The organism is Paenibacillus sp. JMULE4, from assembly GCF_013337105.1.
GTDB classification, from domain to species: Bacteria; Bacillota; Bacilli; order Paenibacillales; family NBRC-103111; genus Paenibacillus_G; species Paenibacillus_G naphthalenovorans.
In genome coordinates this window covers 93272-110755 of the sequence record NZ_SGWF01000012.1, presented here as the reverse complement: position 1 = coordinate 110755, position 17484 = coordinate 93272, and the positions used below count along the sequence as shown (strand labels likewise).

The window sequence follows — 17484 nt, the reverse complement described above, 5'->3', positions numbered from 1 at the left end:
ATCTGTTTTTGGCTCCCTGTCCAAACCCGTGTCGTTATTTCCCGGGAAAAGTAGAAGGAGACAAGCAACCGTTTTTATAGCGTGCAGAAAAGGCCTGACTTGATATCAGGTCTTTTGATATCGGAAAAATATTCCAGATTCGGGTTAAGACAAAGACCTGGCCGCCAGCAGCCAGGTCTTTGTTTTTGGAGAGTGGTTATTTGTGTAATTTATTTGTTGATGAAGTTGGCTCTTTCGAGCAAACGTTTCAGCATGGTAGCGGATTGTGCGCGGGTAGCCTGTTCACGGGCGCCCAGCGTATTCTCCGTCATACCGTCGACGATGCCTGCTTCAATGGCTGTCGCCAATTCATTTTTTGCCCATACGATCGTATGGGAGTCGACGAATTTCTCGAGCAGTTGAGCCTGTCTCTGCTCGGAAACGGCCGGCTTCGCGCCAGCATAGGCCAGAGCGCGAACAACCATCGCCGCCAGCTCTTCACGATTGATTGTAGCGTTCGGACGGAACGTGCCGTCTTCGTAGCCGTCAATCAGCTTGGCGGCTGCCGCGGCTTTTACGACGCCGGAATACCAAGCGCCGGAAGCCACGTCGCTAAACGGGCTGCTGCCGCTGCCGGTAGCTTCAAGACCCAAGGACCGGACAACGAGCGCCGCGAATTCTGCACGGGTAATGCTGCGCTCCGGTTCAAAGGTCGTATTGGTTACGCCGTCAACCACCAGCTTGTTCGCCAGCAACTGGATGTAGCCTTGCGCCCAGTGACCGGAAATATCGTTAAAGGATTTGTTCATTTCGATGGCCGCGTAAATACTGCTGCCGTTGCGCTTCAGAACAGCTTGATTGCCTGAGAATAGAGCTGGAACGAAGCTCAGCCGGTTCGCCGACGTGTTGAACAGCACACCGGTCGTTTTGGATGGATCAACCGTTTTATTCAATGGAAGAATCCGGCTTAAATAATGGTTGCCCAAGTCAAGCGCCGCCGTTTGGTTGTTGCTGCCCTGACCTACGATGTTGAAGTCCACCACAGGGCTTACCAGTTTGCCGCCAATCGCATTCGCCGCAGAGGCTACGCGGTCGATCAGCGCTTGTTCGGCCCGGGCAATGCTTATCTTGATGTTCAAATCGTTTACGGCAACGGAAACCTTGCCTGCAAGGTCCTCCAGCTTCAGCACATTCAACGGAATGTTGTACGAGCCGTTGTCATTTTTAACGATCAGCAGCTTCTTGGGGTTCGCTGTAAAGCTTGTCAGTGCTTTTGCCGGAACCAGCACAAAGGTCCCGTTCAATGTCAACGTCACCGTGTCATACTTATCGAACGAGTTTTTCAATTGGTCGGCATGAACGGAACCGTCAGCTGGAACGCTGATGTTCCCGGAAGGGCTTGTGCTTTCGCCGCCTCCCCCACCGCCGCCACCGCCAGGGCTTGATCCGGAATCATCGTCGCTCGTATCACGGTAAACGGTTTGATATACGGACTCATTGACCGTAAAGCCTACAGGACCGTAAAGATTAATGTAATTAAAATTACCAAGGTTAGACAGATTGAAGTTGTAGTGATATCTGCCGTACACGTCGTCATATACGCTGTATGTAGCGGTGGTGACACCAATCTGTTTTCCGCTCGGATCATACGCGTATACGGTAGGGGTAACACCCGGTTCATACACGTCGGTATATACCGAACCGGATACCGAACCGTTGCGATACGTACCAACCTGGAATCCTGAAGCCGCAAAAGCAAGCACTGGCATCAGGATAGAGATGATCAGCATCGTCGCGGTTACTTGGGCTGCTTTTTGAAGAACAGCAGGCTTCATGCGGTTATCACTCCCTTACTGATTTTGCAAATAGTGATGAACGGGTATTGCAGTGAGCAGGTTTCATCCCGCGGTGCAATTCACCTCCTTGTTTTCCTAAAATCCCATTACAAAGGGTTCGAAACAGACATCTGAGTTTATGTCCGTTTGGCCAAAACTAGGGGGCGGTCAGGTCCGTCATTCCTATGTTTTTACCCGGATCGGACTGGACCGGTCCCCATGGAACCATTTAGCTCTCCCTTTAACGTTGGAAACGCATACAAAGTTGCGCTGTTTTTTGAAATACGGACTAATGAACCATCAATTCGGGACTGCAGTAGCGAAAAATAGGCGGATGTGATCCGCAGGCCCGATAATGGAATTGCCTTTTGAAACAGGATGCTGCAAAAAACAATGCCTATCGCGGATTTTGCCGAGCGGTGTCAAAGACGGTCGCCCGATTCATTTTACCGTTATAGTAATAAAGACCATCCGCTTGACGGACGGTCCTTTATTGGAATGCACGTATGAATACGGTCTCCTAAGAGGCGGAAATGCTGCAAGCTGCTAGTATTAAACTTTGAGCGGAGAGGCGAACGCACGAAAGGGAAGGACGGAAAGCGCCAGCATCAAACAGAGGAAGGCGATAAAATAAGGCGACATGTACGTGCGAATGTAGCCTGCTGCCAGAGGGCCGATAAAAGCGCCGATGGAGTAGGAAATCGACAGCAGCGAAAAGACGCGTCCGTAACGGTTGGAACTGGTGACCGCAGCAAGCACGGAAGCGATCGCAGGGAATATGACGCCTTTTGCCATTCCGATCAGGAACAGCGAGGCATGCATGGGCAGCGGCCAATGAACCGACATGCCGAAAAAAATGAGCGCAAGAGCCAGGCTGCCCAGCGATGTACGAAGTACGGGAGATATCCGGCTCAAAAACAGCATGCTCAGCGTCACCAGCGCGCCCAGACTGACCAGAGAGAAAAATACGCCCGAGGTTAGAATGGACCCTTGCGTCTCTTTCATGAGAGGAAGCTCGAAAAACAGGATTCCCTGGGAGCAGGAAATGGCTAAAGGCACAGCGTAAAACAACCATGGAATCGTGCCGGCTCCTCCCTGGGCCATTTCCGGAAGCGGGCCTTCAAGATGGTCTCTGCCTTGAGGAAACAGCTTGGCTGCCGTTTGTTTGTACTGTTTTTCATTCACGCCGATCCATGCCAAAATTCCGGTGATAATGAGACCCCAACCCAGAAACGTAAAGGACTGGGCAAATCCGAATTTTGCGACAAGATAGGCTCCTGCGGCCGGACTGAGTACGGAAGCAAACGTATGAACCATGCCGTTGCCTGCCATCAGCTTGCCTTGCTGCACCCGGTCCTTGGCGATTTTGGCAAGAAGAGACAAACAGGCAGGGGATAGAAAAGCCAGTACGAAGCCGCTGATGGAACGGATGATCAAGAGCTCCCACGGGTCGGTCACACGCGATTGAATCAACAGTACGATTCCTGCTACAATCAGGCTGAATACAATAAAACCCTTGCTGCCGTAACGATCGACGCCATAACCGGCAATCAAGTTTCCCGGCAAGTGTGTGATGGAGTAGACGCCCAAGATCAAGCCTATGAAGGACGGTGCTGCACCGAGGGAGATGGCGAACGGGGAGAGGATCGGATACTGCGCATGCAGATCGAAAAAAGCAACGAACATGAACAGATAGAGCCATACGGCGGTTTTCATTAAAATCACCTCGCATCGATTAGAAGTGGCTGTCCCTCAGCCTGTCACTCTATACGTTTACGTTCGGGGTAAAACGGATAGTACAAGTATTTTGGAACCTCCGGCCGGTTGTGAGACGAGATGGAACGCAAGCTCGCCCAACTGCGTAAAAAAAGAGATGAAGAAAAAGAGACCGTTGGTGTATGATGAGGAAATAGTCCGACATTATGATGGCTAAAAGAGACGCAAGGAATGAAGGGGGACAACGGGATGGATTTTATTTCGACATTTTTGGCGGAGCGCTGGTTTGTCATCTTAGGGGCGCTGATAGTACTTTTTATTGTTGTAGCCGTGGTGAAGACGGTTGTAAAATGGGTAATTGTGCTGGCGCTGCTGGCCGGCTTGTTCTTCTACGGGGCAAGCTATAAAGATCAGCTGCTGGAGCTTGGTTCGACGATGGGCGCCAAGGTCGCGGAGGAAGCCAAGGCCCAGGCGATGAAAGTCATAACGGAGGAAGCCAAGGACGCAAAATACACACAAAACCCGGACGGTTCTTATACGGTCGCAACCAAGAGCGTGAGGCTGGACGGCAAGCTTGGCGAGAATAGCGTCCAAGTGACCTTTATGAACCAGACCTTTACGTTAAAACTGGATGATCTCACCAAGGGGCTCATTGAACAGGCAAAGAAAAACGCAGGACTTTAATACCGGAGTTTAAGCCTCAGGTCGGAAGGAGGGAGTGCGTTTGAACGGTCTGGAACAGCTTACGGCAATTAATCTGATCACAGTACTCATTGCGGCCACTTTTATCGTTTCGGTCATTCAGGGGCTTTACCGCGGCGCTTCCTCGTCCGCCAGACATTTGGCGGTGATGGTGACTGAAGGGGTCGTTATCCTGATAAGCCTGTATGCGGCTTGGCAATTGGCCTCTTGGCTGTCGCCCAGGTTTCAGGCTTGGCTTGTCGGGCTCGGGCTGCAGATTCCTCAACGGGAGCTGGGATTTTGGGAGCAGATTTATTACACCGTGATTACCGGAGTAAGAGACTTTTCCTTGCTCAGGTTTAGCGTGCTGTTCGTATTAGGCTACGGCATCGCCAAACAGCTGGTCTGCCTGATCATCGACCCGCTGGCAAACCTGTGGATGTCGGAGCGGCGGCGGTTGGGCCCCGAAGGAGATGCGCGCACCGCTCCCACGCTGTTCAACAGTTTGATCGGCAGCATCATCGGAGCAGTAACCGGGTTGGGGCGCAGTCTTCTGATGATTGCCGCATTCTTTATCGTTACGACACTGTTTCCGCAAACTCCGATTTCCGGGTATATTCAAGATTCGTTATTATATCAGAAGGGCGCCAAGGAAGTGATTCAGCCGGTTACAGGCGATTTCTTCTCCAGCCGGCTTCCTGTATTTACACGGGCGGTTGAGGAGGAATTCACCAACATCCTGCAGCGAAAATATGAGTTGGTGGATGCGGCTGTTCCGAATGACATTGCGGAGGCTGCCAGGCATGTAACGGCAAATGCCAAAACGGATGAAGAAAAGGCCAAACTTTTGTACCGTTGGGTAGGAACGCGTATCAAATATGACTGGGATAAGGTACGTTTGTATGAGGAGCGGCGGATATGGAAGGAGCAGACGCCCGCAGATACGTTTAGCACCAGAAGAGGGGTCTGCATCGATTTCTCCAGACTGTACGCCGTTATGGCCAGGTCCGTGGGGCTCGACGTGAAGGTGGTTACGGGACTCGGCTATGACGGCCGCGGCGGCTATGGGCCGCACGCCTGGAACGAGGTATTCTTGTCGGAGAAGAAGGAATGGGTGCCGCTCGACTCTACGTGGGTGGCCAGCGGAGGAAATTGGTTCAACCCTCCGAATTTTCACGAAACGCATATCAAGGATAGTTAAGTATCCATATCAAGCCGGAGGATCGCCGATCGGACGATTTCTTCGGCTTTTTTCATAAGAGAAGTTTGTGGTACACTTGTAACGGAAGGCTCAAACTAAACAGGAGGGCGTCAAAATGCTGCCGCAAAAAACATTGGATCAGTATAAGGCCGTTTTTTTCGATGTGGGCGATACGTTATTGACGATCCCGGCTGCCAGAGTGATTATGCAGCAGTTTTTGGCAAGCCGTTCGTTTCATCGCGGGGAAGAACGAATCGGTGAACTTTTTACCGAGGCATTTCGTCTGTTTTATTACGGAAAACAGATAGATCCGTTCGAGGTTTGTACGCCTGAGTCCGATCGTGCTTTCTGGATGAAGCTGTACCGTTACATATTGCAGCATTTGGGAGTAGAAGAAGAGCGCTGGACGGAAGAGCAGATCCATGCTTGCTGCCACGAGCTTTATGACCTGTTCACTTCGCCTGAGCACTACGCGTTGTTCGAAGATGTGAAGGAATGTATGGTGGCTTTGAAGAATCGGGGCCTGCGGCTCGGCATTATATCGAATTTCGCCCCGACACTGCGTTCCATTTTGGAGCATAAAGGCATATTGCACTATTTCGATCCGGTCATCGTGTCTACGGAGGTCGGCCTGGAGAAGCCGGACCCGGCGATATTCCGCCTTTCTCTGGAACGTTCGGGCCTTGCTGCAGAGGACGTTCTTTATGTAGGCGATCACGATTTGAATGATATTTGGGCCCCTGCGCAGGCAGGCATCGATGCCGTCAAAATTAAGCGATACGACTATCATACCGGTGACGGAATATATTCTCTCCGCGAGCTGCTTTAGGTTCGCAAGCTGCAAAGCACTATACAGCAAAGAAGCAATGGAGCAAAGCAAAGGAGCACCAAAGGAAATGAAAAAGCCCATCGGGATGGATGACCCGCAAAAACAGGAAATCAGCAAACGCCGCAATTTTACATTTCGCATCAATCTGTTCTTTTTCTTTACTTTTTTCCTGTTTTCCGTACTGATCGTCAGGCTGGCGATGCTTCAATTCGTTGAAGGCAAGGAGCTGCAGGCGGAAAAAGCGAAGATCAACAAAGCGAATACGCCGATCCCGCCAATCCGCGGCAATATCTATGACCGGATGGGAGCGCCGATCGCTTACACCACTTCTACGCAATCGCTCTATTTTCGCATTGAGCAGGACCAGCCGCAGGACGAAGTCATTGCACTTGCCCATAAGCTGGCCGATATTTTCGCCAAATTCGGGAGCCCCGACGCACCGAAGATGACAGCGGAAAATATCATCATTGAGATGGATGTGGGGTATGACCTGAACAAGAACAAAGTGACGGCTCCAAGCTACTTTTCGGTTCCGCGGCGCATCAAATCCGGACTGACGCCGGACGAAATGGCCTACATTCTCGAGCACCGGGATGAGCTGAAGTGGATCGAAATCATGGAGGAAAGCATCCGGCTTTACGACCAGGAGACCATTGCCGTGCAGCTGGTTGGTTATATGCGTCCCTTCTCCAGAGCAAGGGAAGCGAAATACGGATTAAGCTTCTATAAGGACAAAACGAAGACGGAAGGATACATGGATACGGAATACGTCGGTTATGACGGCATTGAACTCATGTATCAGGAGCAGCTGCGGGGACAGAACGGGATGAAATCTTATCCGGTTAACGCCCAGCACAAAATTATCGGACCCGTAGAGATCACCAAGCCTGTCAAGGGCAACAATCTTTTCCTGTCTATCGACCGCAGCGTTCAGCTGACGACAGAGCAGGCGATTATGGACCATATCAAATATTTGAAGAGTCCGGAAGCCCGCGCTAACCCTTATATCGCCAAAGGGAGAAATGCGGTTGCCGGATATGCCGTCGCCATGGAGGTTGAAACGGGAAAAGTCGTCGCCATGGCCAGCATGCCCGATTATGATCCGAGCGTATGGGCAGGAGGCATTCCGCAAAGCGAGTATGACCGGATACAACCGTACGTGAATAACGGAACGATTACAACGGCCTATCCGGATTATCCGACCAAGGAAGAGCGGGATAAGCATCCAACCTCCATCGTTTATATGGGATCGGTTATTAAACCGCTATCGGTTCTGATCGGGTTAAACGAAGGGCTATTCACGACAAGCACCAAGTACCCCGATACCGGTGTATTCACCTACGGGAGAGACAACAGCGCAAGACTGCGTAACTCCGACGGTAAAGCCTGGGGACTGATCAACGCTACGCAAGCCATTCAATATTCGTCCAACACGTTCATGTCTGCGATGATCGGCAACGCTTTGTATATGAGAAACGGTAACAAAGCGATCGAAATCTGGGACCAATATCTGGCTAAGTTCGGTCTTGGGGTATTGACGGGAAGCGGATTGCCCAAGGAATACGAGGGCTTAAGCGAGTATAAAACAAACACAAGAGAAAGCCCGCAGCAGCGTATGGTTTTTGCCTCCTGGGGCCAAAATGAAAAATACACGACGCTTCAGCTGGCACAGTATGCAACGACGCTGGCTACGCGCGGACAGCGGCTGCAGCCGCTGCTTGTAGACCGGATTGAAACCTACGAAGGGCAGCTGGTAAAAGAATTCAATGAAAAGGTCGTGCTGGATCAAAGCGAATTCCCGAAGGCGTATTGGGATGCGGTAATCAAAGGGATGGAGAACGTCGGCGTACAAGGCTTTTCGGATTTCCCTTACAAGTTTGCAAGAAAAACCGGTACGTCCACACAGGTCGTCGGGGGCAAGGAAGTCGATAACGCCGTATTTATTGCTTTCGCTCCCTTGGATAAACCGAAGCTTGCGGTCGCCGTTGTCGTGCCCGAAGGCGGTTATGGTGCTTACGGCGCCGCACCGATCGCGCGCAAAATATTCGACGCTTACGATCAAAAATATGGTCTTGACGGCGTGCCTAAGGGACCTACAGGGACTGCAAATGCGCAGCAATAAAACCATTTCGGCATCTCCCTTTTATGGGAGATTTCTTTTTTTGAGAAAATGTTGCACAAGGCAAACTTATTTGTGTATAATAAAAATATAGTCCGATAGGCAAAAAACATTGTCCAACCCAACATTTAAGAACTAAGGTAACAATTGGGCACTATAATGGATAAATGCGAAATAGGATAAGAAAGATTGGAGAGAGCATAATGAAAATGAAAATATCGATGTCATCATTCAAAAGATTCATTATGACATTGCTTTTCTTGGGATTGGCTATAGCCTTGGCCGCTTGCGGAGCCCCGAAGGAAACTGGGGGCAATGCTGCGGCGGGCGGAAAAATTCAGGTGGTCTCTACAACCGGCATGATTCATGATCTGGTGAAGCAGGTAGGCGGAGAGCACGTAGAAGCGCAGGCCCTGATGCAGCCCGGTGTAGACCCGCACTTATACAAAGCTTCCCAAGGCGACCTCCGGAAATTGGAGCAGGCTGAACTTATTTTTTATAACGGATTGCATCTGGAAGGGAAAATGATTGATATTTTTGAACAAATGGCCAAATCCAAGCCGACGGTCCCGGTTACGAAAAACATTGCGGAATCCGAATTGCTTGCTTCCGATGATCAGGGAATGGAGCACGATCCGCATGTATGGTTTAACGTCAGGCATTGGATCAGTGCAACGGAGACGATCCGCGATGAGCTTGTGAAGCTGGATGCCGCGCATGCCGACAGTTACAAGAATAATGCGGAGGCTTACATCAGACAGCTGGAAGAGTTGGATCAATACGTAAAGACGCAGATAGCGAACATTCCCGAGCAGCAGCGTGTGCTGGTGACGGCTCACGACGCCTTCGGATATTTCGGCAAAGCCTATGGCATTCAGGTTAGAGGGCTGCAGGGAATGAATACGGCATCGGAATATGGCTCCAAGGATGTCAGCGAGCTGAGGGATTATCTTGTCGCCAATAAGATCAAAGCCATTTTTGTGGAATCCAGTGTGCCCAAGAAATCGATTGAGGCGGTTATCGAAGGAGCCAAGAGACAGGGACACGACATCCGGATCGGAGGTGAATTGTTCTCTGACGCCATGGGCGAGGAAGGCACCCCGGAAGGAACATACCTCGGGATGGTGCGACATAATGTAGATACGATCGTAAAAGCGTTAAAATAAAACATTTTCGATGGAAGATTTATACAAGGGAGTGAGCGGTATGCAAGAGCAGCATCGGCCTTTATCCATCAAAGGGTTGACGGTCGCCTATCAGAAAAAACCTGTGCTGCAGAACATTACCTTCGACATTCCTGAAGGCAAGCTGATCGGTATTGTCGGACCTAACGGCGCCGGCAAATCGACGCTCATCAAAGCGGCTCTTGGGCTCATCCCCCGTTTGACAGGGGACGTTTCCATATATGGAAAACCGTATCGGGAGCAGAGAAAACTTGTCGGATATGTGCCGCAGAGGGAGTCGGTGGATTGGGACTTTCCGACCAGTGCGCTGGATGTCGTGATGATGGGGCGCTACGGGCACCTGGGCTGGTTTAAACGGCCCGGGTCGAAAGAAAGGCAAATTGCTTTGGAGTGCCTGGAGAAGGTAGGTATGGCCGATTTTGCCGGCCGGCAAATCAGCCAGCTGTCCGGAGGACAGCAGCAGCGCATTTTTCTTGCCAGGGCATTGGCTCAGGACGCACGGCTGTATTTTATGGATGAACCGTTCGTCGGTGTGGATGCAGCGACGGAGAAAGCGATCATTACCCTGCTCAACGAACTGAAGAAGCAGGGGAAAACGGTGCTTGTCGTGCATCATGATTTATCGACGGTCAAAGAATATTTTGACTGGGTCATTCTGTTGAACGTCAAGCTGATGGGAATCGGCCCTGCCGACGAGCTATTTACAAAAGAAAACCTGCAGCGGACGTACGGAGGCAGACTGACCCTGCTGAACCGAAGCGACGATGCCATCTTTGTGAGTGCGAGGTGAACGGAATGTGGACACATGTGCTGGAGCTTTTTCGTGATCCGAATATGCAATGGATATTGCTGGGAAGCATACTGCTTGGCTTGAGCAGCGGCGTCCTGGGAAGCTTTGCCTATCTCCGGAAGCAGAGTCTTATGGGTGACGCTCTCGCGCATGCGGCGCTTCCCGGCGTATGTATCGCCTTTATGCTGACCGGCTCCAAATCGATGTTCTTCTTCCTGATCGGTGCGGTGGCGGCAGGGATTATCGCCACATTCGGCATCGGCTTTGTTACCCGTAATACACGAATCAAGCAGGATTCGGCGCTGGGTATCGTACTTTCCGTGTTTTTCGGTCTCGGCGTCGTGCTGTTGACCAAGATTCAGCAGAGCGGTAACGGCAATCAAAGCGGGCTGGATACTTTTATGTTCGGTAAAGCGGCCTCTATGGTTTTGTCTGATGTCATCACAATGGGGCTTGCGGCGCTGGCGTTGGTTTTCATCTGTATGTTATTGTTCAAAGAATTCAAGCTGCTTAGCTTCGACCAAGGCTTTGCCAAAGGGATCGGATTGCCGGTTGCCTTTCTCGACCAGTTTATGATGTTCCTGATTGTCGTAGCCGTCGTCATTGGCATCCAGGCTGTCGGTGTCGTGCTGATGTCCGCACTGCTGATCACCCCTGCGGTATCCGCGCGGTACTGGACGGATAAGCTCGGCTGGATGGTTGTCCTTTCAGGCGCCTTCGGGGCGGTCAGCGGCTTTGTCGGAACGTTGGTCAGCAGTACGGCTAACAACCTGCCGACCGGCCCGCTCAGCGTGTTGGCGGCGACGCTGCTGTTCGTCGTGTCCGTACTGTTCGCACCGCGGCGGGGAATCCTGTCTAAATTATTGGAGCGGCTGGCGGTGAAGCGGAGCGTGCTCGGCGATTTGAGTCATCAACCGAGGCTGAGCGGATTTCATGGAGCGGAGCAAGCCAAGCATAAGGAGGGGCAGGCATGAATGACTTCTGGATCATTCTCACCGGGGTGCTTGTAGCATGCTCCTGCAGTGTTCTCGGCTGCTTCCTGGTTCTGCGCCGAATGGCGATGATCGGAGATGCCATCAGTCACTCTGTACTGCCGGGCATCGTGATTGCCTTCCTTTTTAGCGGAACCAAGGAATCCCTGATCATGATGCTTGGCGCGGCGGTTTTCGGACTTATCACCGTTTATCTCATTCAGTGGTTTCACCAGAGCGGCGTGCAGTCCGATGCCGCCATCGGGGTCGTATTTACCGCATTGTTCGCCGTCGGCGTCGTGCTGGTCAGCATGTACAGCCGGCAGGTTCATCTGGACCTTGATCATGTGCTGTTCGGCGAGATCATGTTCGTACCTTGGGAACGTCTTACGGTGGGTGGCGTAGATATCGGTCCGAGGGCCGTGTGGGTGCTGGGTGGCGTATTGACGCTTAGCTGCGTGCTGATCGGTCTTTTTTATAAGCAGTTCAAAATCTGTGCTTTCGATCCGGCCATGGCGGCTGCGGCAGGGATTCCGGTCGCACTCTTTCATTATCTGCTCATGGGGCTGGTATCGGTGACGACCGTGGCTTCCTTCGAGAGCGTAGGCGCCATTCTGGTGGTGGGGCTCCTGGTGGTTCCGGCGGCAACGGCTTATCTGCTGACGGAACGGCTCAGCCGGATGATCTTTTACAGTATGGGGCTGGGGTCGCTCAGTGCGGTCATCGGGTACTATGGCTCTGTACTGCTGGATGCGTCGATTGCCGGCTGCATGATTACGGTAGCGGGCATCCTGTTTGTGATCGTTCTGCTCCTTTCTCCAACGCATGGCGTCGTGTGGCCGAAGCTGAAACAAAAGCGGATTTCGTCGGAGGAAGCCTTATAATTCGATACTGCGTGCAGAAAAGCCGTCCGGCGGCATACCGCCGGGCGGTTTTTTATGTACGCCGCCCTTCCGACTTCCTACTGGGAAGCGAAAGGGCGTTTGCCACAAAACAACGCTTGTTTCATAAAATCATTACAACAACGTTACAAATGTTATTGATTAATAAATATAGTTAATTTATACTAGAAAAAGATGAAAATGCTAGATTGTAAGGCACGGTGCGCAATAAAAATGTCGAAAAATAGCGAGATATGAGATGGCCCGTCCTTTCCTCTTAGTGAGCATCATAAGCGGTATTTCAATATTGTAAGGAGTGGGCAAATGGAAAAGTCAACGATAATCGGAATCGTTCTTGGTCTGGTAGCTGTTATCGGAGGTATGGCGCTGAAGCATGCACCGGTTGGGGCATTGATTAATCCTGCCGCTTTCGTGATCATTATTATCGGGACGGCCGCGTCGTTATTCATAGCCTTTCCGATGTCTGAGCTTAAGAAATTCCCGAAATTAATCAAGCTTGTATTCACTAAACCGCAGCTGACATCCCGTGAAGAATTGCTGCAGTTGTTTCAAGAGCTGGCTTCGATCACACGCCGTGAAGGGTTGCTGGCTTTAGAGTCTAAAGTGGACGAAATGCAGGATCCCTTCTTACGAAACGGGATGAGGATGATCATTGACGGTAACGACCAGGAATTTGTGCATGATGTGCTCATGGAAGATATCTCGGCCATGGAAGAGCGGCACCGTGTAGGTGCAATGATATTTACTCAAGCAGGTACATATGCTCCGACACTAGGCGTATTGGGTGCGGTTATCGGTTTGATCGCCGCATTGGCGGATATGAGCGATATTACCAAATTGTCGGCCGCTATTGCCGCTGCATTCGTCGCTACGCTGTTAGGTATTTTTACGGGTTATGTGTTATGGCATCCTATAGCCAACAAGCTCAAAAGATTATCCCGACGCGAAGTGGAGATCCGGCTGATGATGGTGGAAGGCCTTTTATCGATCCAGTCGGGTGTATCTACGATCGCCATCGGCCAGAAGCTGTCCGTATTTATGACGCCTGAAGAACGTGCGAAGTTGTCGGAGAAAGGGGCGGACGGCGGTGAAGAAAAAGCATAAGAACCATCAGCACGAGGAGCATATCGACGAATCCTGGCTCATCCCTTATGCCGACCTTTTAACCTTGCTGCTCGCGCTTTTTATCGTGCTGTTCTCTATGAGCAGCGTGGATGCCAAGAAATATGAACAAATGAGCCAGGCTTTTCAAATCGCTTTGAGCGGCGGTATGGGAATGTTTGAGAATAGCGGTATAACTCCCATCCCGATGCCCAGTTCTCCGAGCCAGAGCCCGACATCCGGCAGCCAGACCGAACACCAAGAGCAGATAAGACAAGAGCAAGAAGATATGGAGAAGCTGAAACGGCAGCTCGACCAGTATATTAAAGAAAACAACCTTTCTACCCAATTGGATACGAAGCTGAATCACTCGCAGCTTTTGATTACCATCAGCGATAATGCGCTGTTCGATTCAGGCAGCGCTGAAGTGAAGACAACTGCACGTGACTTGGGAATCAACATCTCCAAGATGCTGCAGCAGTATCCGGGGTATGAGATTGTGGTTTCCGGGCATACGGATAATCTGCCTATCAATAACTGGAAGTATCGGTCCAACTGGGATCTGAGCTCCGATCGGGCGATTAATTTCATGAAGGTTATGTTTGAGAATCCCGGCCTTGATCCGGGACGCTTCAGTGCCGTAGGGCATGGCGAATACCGGCCTGTGGATACGAACGATACGGTAGAAGGACGCGCCAAAAACCGCCGGGTCGAGGTATCCATCCTTCGCAAATATGCGGACCCGGCTCCGACCGGAGCTCCTTCCGCCCGGTAAATAAACAAAGCATCTGCATCGCTCCGACGCCGGAGACGCGGATGCTTTTTTTCATAGGCCATAGACTGTATGGTTCCATGTGCGGGGAGGAATATGCTTTTTGCCGCCAAACCATCTCATTTCCTGCGGACACCACGAATATGGTATACTGTTGTATCGGATGATGAAAAGCGCCTTTCTGCATGATCATTTATAGCCAAAAGGGCGAGCTTTTGAGGAGGATTTGGAATCATATGTGCGGAATTACCGGCGTTTTATACTTTGAAGACCGAGAACCGGCCCCTTCCATGCTGAAAAGCATGACCGATATTATCGTTCACAGGGGACCGGACGATGTTGGATTTTGGACCGAGAACCGGATCGGATTGGGCTTTCGCCGCTTGTCGATCATTGATTTGAGTGAAGGACACCAGCCGCTGGCCAATGAGGACGAGACGGTATGGATCGTATTTAACGGCGAGATCTATAACTATAAATATTTGCGCAATACGCTGCAATCCAGGGGGCACCGGTTCAAAACCCACAGCGATACGGAGGTTATTGTCCACCTGTATGAAGAGTACGGGGAAGATTGCGTGAAGCATTTGCGCGGGATGTTCGGCTTTGTCATTTGGGACCGCCGGAAAAAGAGGCTGTTTGGTGCGCGGGACCATTTTGGGATCAAGCCCTTTTACTACTATAACGACGGCAAGAGATTTCTGTTCGGTTCGGAAATCAAAAGCATTCTGGCGGCCGACGGGGTGGAACGGGCCATTCATACGGAGAGTTTGCTGAACTATTTGACGTTCCAATACGTTCCGGAGCCGACCACGATGTTTCAGGGGATCTATAAGCTTCCCCCTGGCCATACCGTGTCCGTGACCTTTGATGGCGAGATGAAGATTAGCCCCTATTGGGATCCGATGCTGGAACCGAATGAGGAGCTTACGCTCGCCGATGGCGTTGAGCAGATTCGGGAGGCTTTGAAGGATTCGGTTATTCATCATATGCAAAGCGATGTGGAGCGCGGCTGCTTCCTCTCCAGCGGTATCGATTCGACGGCGATTGCGGCGCATATGCGCAGGATCGAACCGATCCGTACCTTCTCCGTTGGCTTTGAGGGGGCGAACAACGAGACGGTGATCGCCAGACAAACCGCACAGGCGCTCGACACGGAGCATTACGCTAAAATCATTACGGCACAGGACTATTTCGCCACCCTGCCGAAGGCGGTTTGGCATCAGGATGAGCCTGTCGCCGATCCGTCGGCGATCGCCCTCTATCATGTCGCGCAGCTTGCAAGGGAGCACGTCACCGTCGTGCTGTCCGGGGAAGGAGCGGACGAGCTGTTCGGCGGCTACCGGATTTATCGCGAGCCGCAGTCGCTGGCCCCGGTCGAACGGTTGCCGGCAGGGATTAAACGGCTGCTGCATGCATTGGCCAGACTGCTGCCGGAGGGCCTTTACGGACGGAACTACCTGCTTCGCGGTACGACCCCGCTGGAGGAGCGGTTCCTGGGCAACGCCAAAATTTTCAGCGAGGACATGAAAGCGGAAGTGGTGCGGGCGGACCGTGAAATGCTTAGGAGCTACCGGAATCCTTTGGAGATTGCCAAAGTATTTTACGATAAAAGCAAGCATTTGGACCCGGTTTCCCGGATGCAGTATATCGATATGAATCTGTGGATGCCCGGGGATATCCTGATGAAGGCGGACAAAATGACCATGGCTCATTCATTGGAGCTTCGCGTGCCGTTTCTCGATGTGGAGCTTTATGAAGTATCCCGCCGTATTCCGGCCAAATACCGTATAGCGGAAGGGACGACGAAGTACATATTCCGCAAAGCGATGGAAGGGATCATTCCGGACTTCATCCTAAACCGGCCGAAGCTCGGGTTCCCGGTTCCGATGCGGGATTGGATGAAAGGTCCTCAAGGTCATGTCATTATGGAGCAGATCGCCGGCAGCGGCATTGAAGATTACATCCGTATCGATACGGTACGGGCGATGCTGAAAAACCATCAAAACGGTCAAGGGGACTATGCGCGCCGGATCTGGACCATTTATATGTTCGCGCTTTGGCATACAACGTATGTGGAAGAGATGACGGGCCCGGCATTGGCACATGCGTTGTAAAGGGGGGGATGGAGCCAAATGAGTCGTTACAAACTGATTGCGCTCGATTTGGATGGAACGCTGTTAACGGATGATAAACGTATATCGGAGGAAAACAAGGCAGCCATCCGGTTGGCGGAGGACGCCGGAATTACCGTAATGTTTGCTACGGGACGGGGCGTGCAGAATGTGGAAGAGTACGTGCGGGAGCTCGCACTTGGATCGCCGCAGGTGACCGTAAACGGGAGCGAGGTGTGGAAGGCGCCGGGGAAGCTATTGGAGCGTCACGTTGTCGACCCCGGCCTTATTCGGCGTATGTATAAGCTGGCGGCCTACTACGATACGTGGTTTTGGGCGTACTGTGTCGGCGACATCTATAATAAAGAACGTTGGCTGCCCGAATCAGAGATCGATGCGAAGCAGTGGCTGAAATTCGGTTTTTATACGGAAAATGAGGATAGTCTTGCGGTTATCCGTCAAGAGCTTGCTTCGTGGAACCAGTTGGAGATTACGAATTCGCACCCATGGAATCTGGAGCTTAATCCGAAGGGCATCAGCAAAGCCAGCGGATTAAAGCGGGTGTGTGAGCTGCTTGGAATCCATATGTCTCAAGTGATGGCGATGGGCGACAGCTTGAACGACGCGGTGATGCTTCAAGAGGTCGGACTTGGCGTCGCGATGGGCAACGCGCAAGATGAGGTCAAAGCATTGGCCGACACCGTGACGTTAACGAATGAAGAGAATGGCGTCGCCCAAGCGATTAGGCAGTACGCTCTAACATAGGCTAAAGTCCGGAAGGAAGGCGATCGCGCGATGACGGTTGCAGCATGGATCATCATCATTATCTTATTTGCCGTCGGGATGGCCGGAGCGGTATATCCGGTGCTGCCGGGCGCACTGGCCATCTACGCGGCTTTCTTCGTATATGGCTGGATGATTGGATTTGAGCCGTTCGGACTCTGGTTTTGGCTCATACAGACCACGATCGTGGCTGTTCTGATGGTGGCCGACTATGCGGTTAGCGCACTGGGAGTCAAGAAGTTCGGGGGTTCCCGCGCGTCCGTTGTCGGCAGTACGATCGGACTTTTGATCGGTCCGTTCGTCATTCCTGTAGCAGGCCTCTTAATCGGCCCATTCCTTGGGGCGCTGATCGGCGAACTGGTTGCAGGCACCCAACTGCGGCAGGCTTTCCATGCGGGTATCGGGGCTGTGGTAGGCTTTTTCTCAGGCCTGGTGATCAAGGTAGCGTTTCAACTGCTGATGATCATTCTGTTTATCGTATGGGTACTAAGGTATTAACGGGGAAGA

At 51.7% G+C, this 17484-nt stretch carries 15 protein-coding genes; 13 read left to right on the top strand and 2 right to left on the bottom strand.

Going from position 1 to position 17484, the window contains the following annotated elements:
* Positions 1–209 precede the first annotated feature (209 nt).
* A complete protein-coding gene (locus EXW96_RS10115) occupies positions 210–1814 on the bottom strand; it encodes an S-layer homology domain-containing protein (RefSeq protein ID WP_174350509.1) in 1605 nt (534 codons plus the stop codon).
* 552 nt (positions 1815–2366) lie between these two features.
* Positions 2367–3530 (bottom strand): MFS transporter, encoded by a 1164-nt coding sequence (locus EXW96_RS10110; protein ID WP_062406699.1) that lies wholly within the window; start codon positions 3528–3530, stop codon positions 2367–2369.
* Between the two features lie 249 nt (positions 3531–3779).
* Here EXW96_RS10110 and EXW96_RS10105 point away from each other — a divergent pair, with 249 nt between their 5' ends.
* From EXW96_RS10105 to EXW96_RS10045, 13 genes are all read left to right on the top strand, one after another.
* Positions 3780–4214 (top strand): hypothetical protein, encoded by a 435-nt coding sequence (locus EXW96_RS10105; RefSeq protein WP_054817167.1) that lies wholly within the window; start codon positions 3780–3782, stop codon positions 4212–4214.
* Positions 4215–4254: 40 nt separating this feature from the next.
* Entirely contained in the window at positions 4255–5412 is a 1158-nt protein-coding gene (locus tag EXW96_RS10100) for a transglutaminase domain-containing protein (RefSeq protein WP_174350508.1), read from the top strand.
* 115 nt (positions 5413–5527) lie between these two features.
* Positions 5528–6241 carry an HAD-IA family hydrolase gene (locus tag EXW96_RS10095; RefSeq protein ID WP_174350507.1) on the top strand — a complete coding sequence of 238 codons (714 nt, stop codon included), beginning with the start codon at positions 5528–5530 and terminating at the stop codon, positions 6239–6241.
* Positions 6242–6308: 67 nt separating this feature from the next.
* Complete coding sequence (locus EXW96_RS10090) at positions 6309–8363, top strand: peptidoglycan D,D-transpeptidase FtsI family protein (RefSeq protein WP_062406712.1); 2055 nt, start codon at positions 6309–6311, stop codon at positions 8361–8363.
* A gap of 200 nt (positions 8364–8563) precedes the next feature.
* Positions 8564–9526, top strand: a complete 963-nt coding sequence (locus EXW96_RS10085; RefSeq protein ID WP_174350506.1) for a metal ABC transporter solute-binding protein, Zn/Mn family — start codon at positions 8564–8566, stop codon at positions 9524–9526.
* Between the two features lie 40 nt (positions 9527–9566).
* Positions 9567–10334, top strand: a complete 768-nt coding sequence (locus EXW96_RS10080; RefSeq protein ID WP_074727321.1) for a metal ABC transporter ATP-binding protein — start codon at positions 9567–9569, stop codon at positions 10332–10334.
* Positions 10335–10339: 5 nt separating this feature from the next.
* A complete protein-coding gene (locus EXW96_RS10075) occupies positions 10340–11308 on the top strand; it encodes a metal ABC transporter permease (protein WP_174350505.1) in 969 nt (322 codons plus the stop codon).
* Positions 11305–12189 (top strand): metal ABC transporter permease, encoded by an 885-nt coding sequence (locus EXW96_RS10070; RefSeq protein ID WP_174350504.1) that lies wholly within the window; start codon positions 11305–11307, stop codon positions 12187–12189. Before EXW96_RS10075 ends, EXW96_RS10070 begins: the two co-directional genes overlap by 4 nt.
* Positions 12190–12510: 321 nt before the next feature.
* Entirely contained in the window at positions 12511–13311 is an 801-nt protein-coding gene (gene motA / locus EXW96_RS10065) for a flagellar motor stator protein MotA (protein ID WP_174350503.1), read from the top strand.
* Positions 13295–14083, top strand: coding sequence for a flagellar motor protein MotB (motB, locus tag EXW96_RS10060; protein WP_174350502.1), 789 nt, complete (start codon positions 13295–13297; stop codon positions 14081–14083). The genes motA and motB overlap by 17 nt, the downstream gene beginning before the upstream one ends.
* A gap of 233 nt (positions 14084–14316) precedes the next feature.
* A complete protein-coding gene (gene asnB, locus EXW96_RS10055; RefSeq protein ID WP_174350501.1) occupies positions 14317–16197 on the top strand; it encodes an asparagine synthase (glutamine-hydrolyzing) in 1881 nt (626 codons plus the stop codon).
* A gap of 18 nt (positions 16198–16215) precedes the next feature.
* Positions 16216–16959, top strand: a complete 744-nt coding sequence (locus EXW96_RS10050) for a Cof-type HAD-IIB family hydrolase (protein ID WP_054817071.1) — start codon at positions 16216–16218, stop codon at positions 16957–16959.
* 30 nt (positions 16960–16989) lie between these two features.
* Positions 16990–17475 carry a DUF456 domain-containing protein gene (locus EXW96_RS10045; protein ID WP_174350500.1) on the top strand — a complete coding sequence of 162 codons (486 nt, stop codon included), beginning with the start codon at positions 16990–16992 and terminating at the stop codon, positions 17473–17475.
* The last annotated feature ends 9 nt before the right edge of the window (positions 17476–17484 follow it).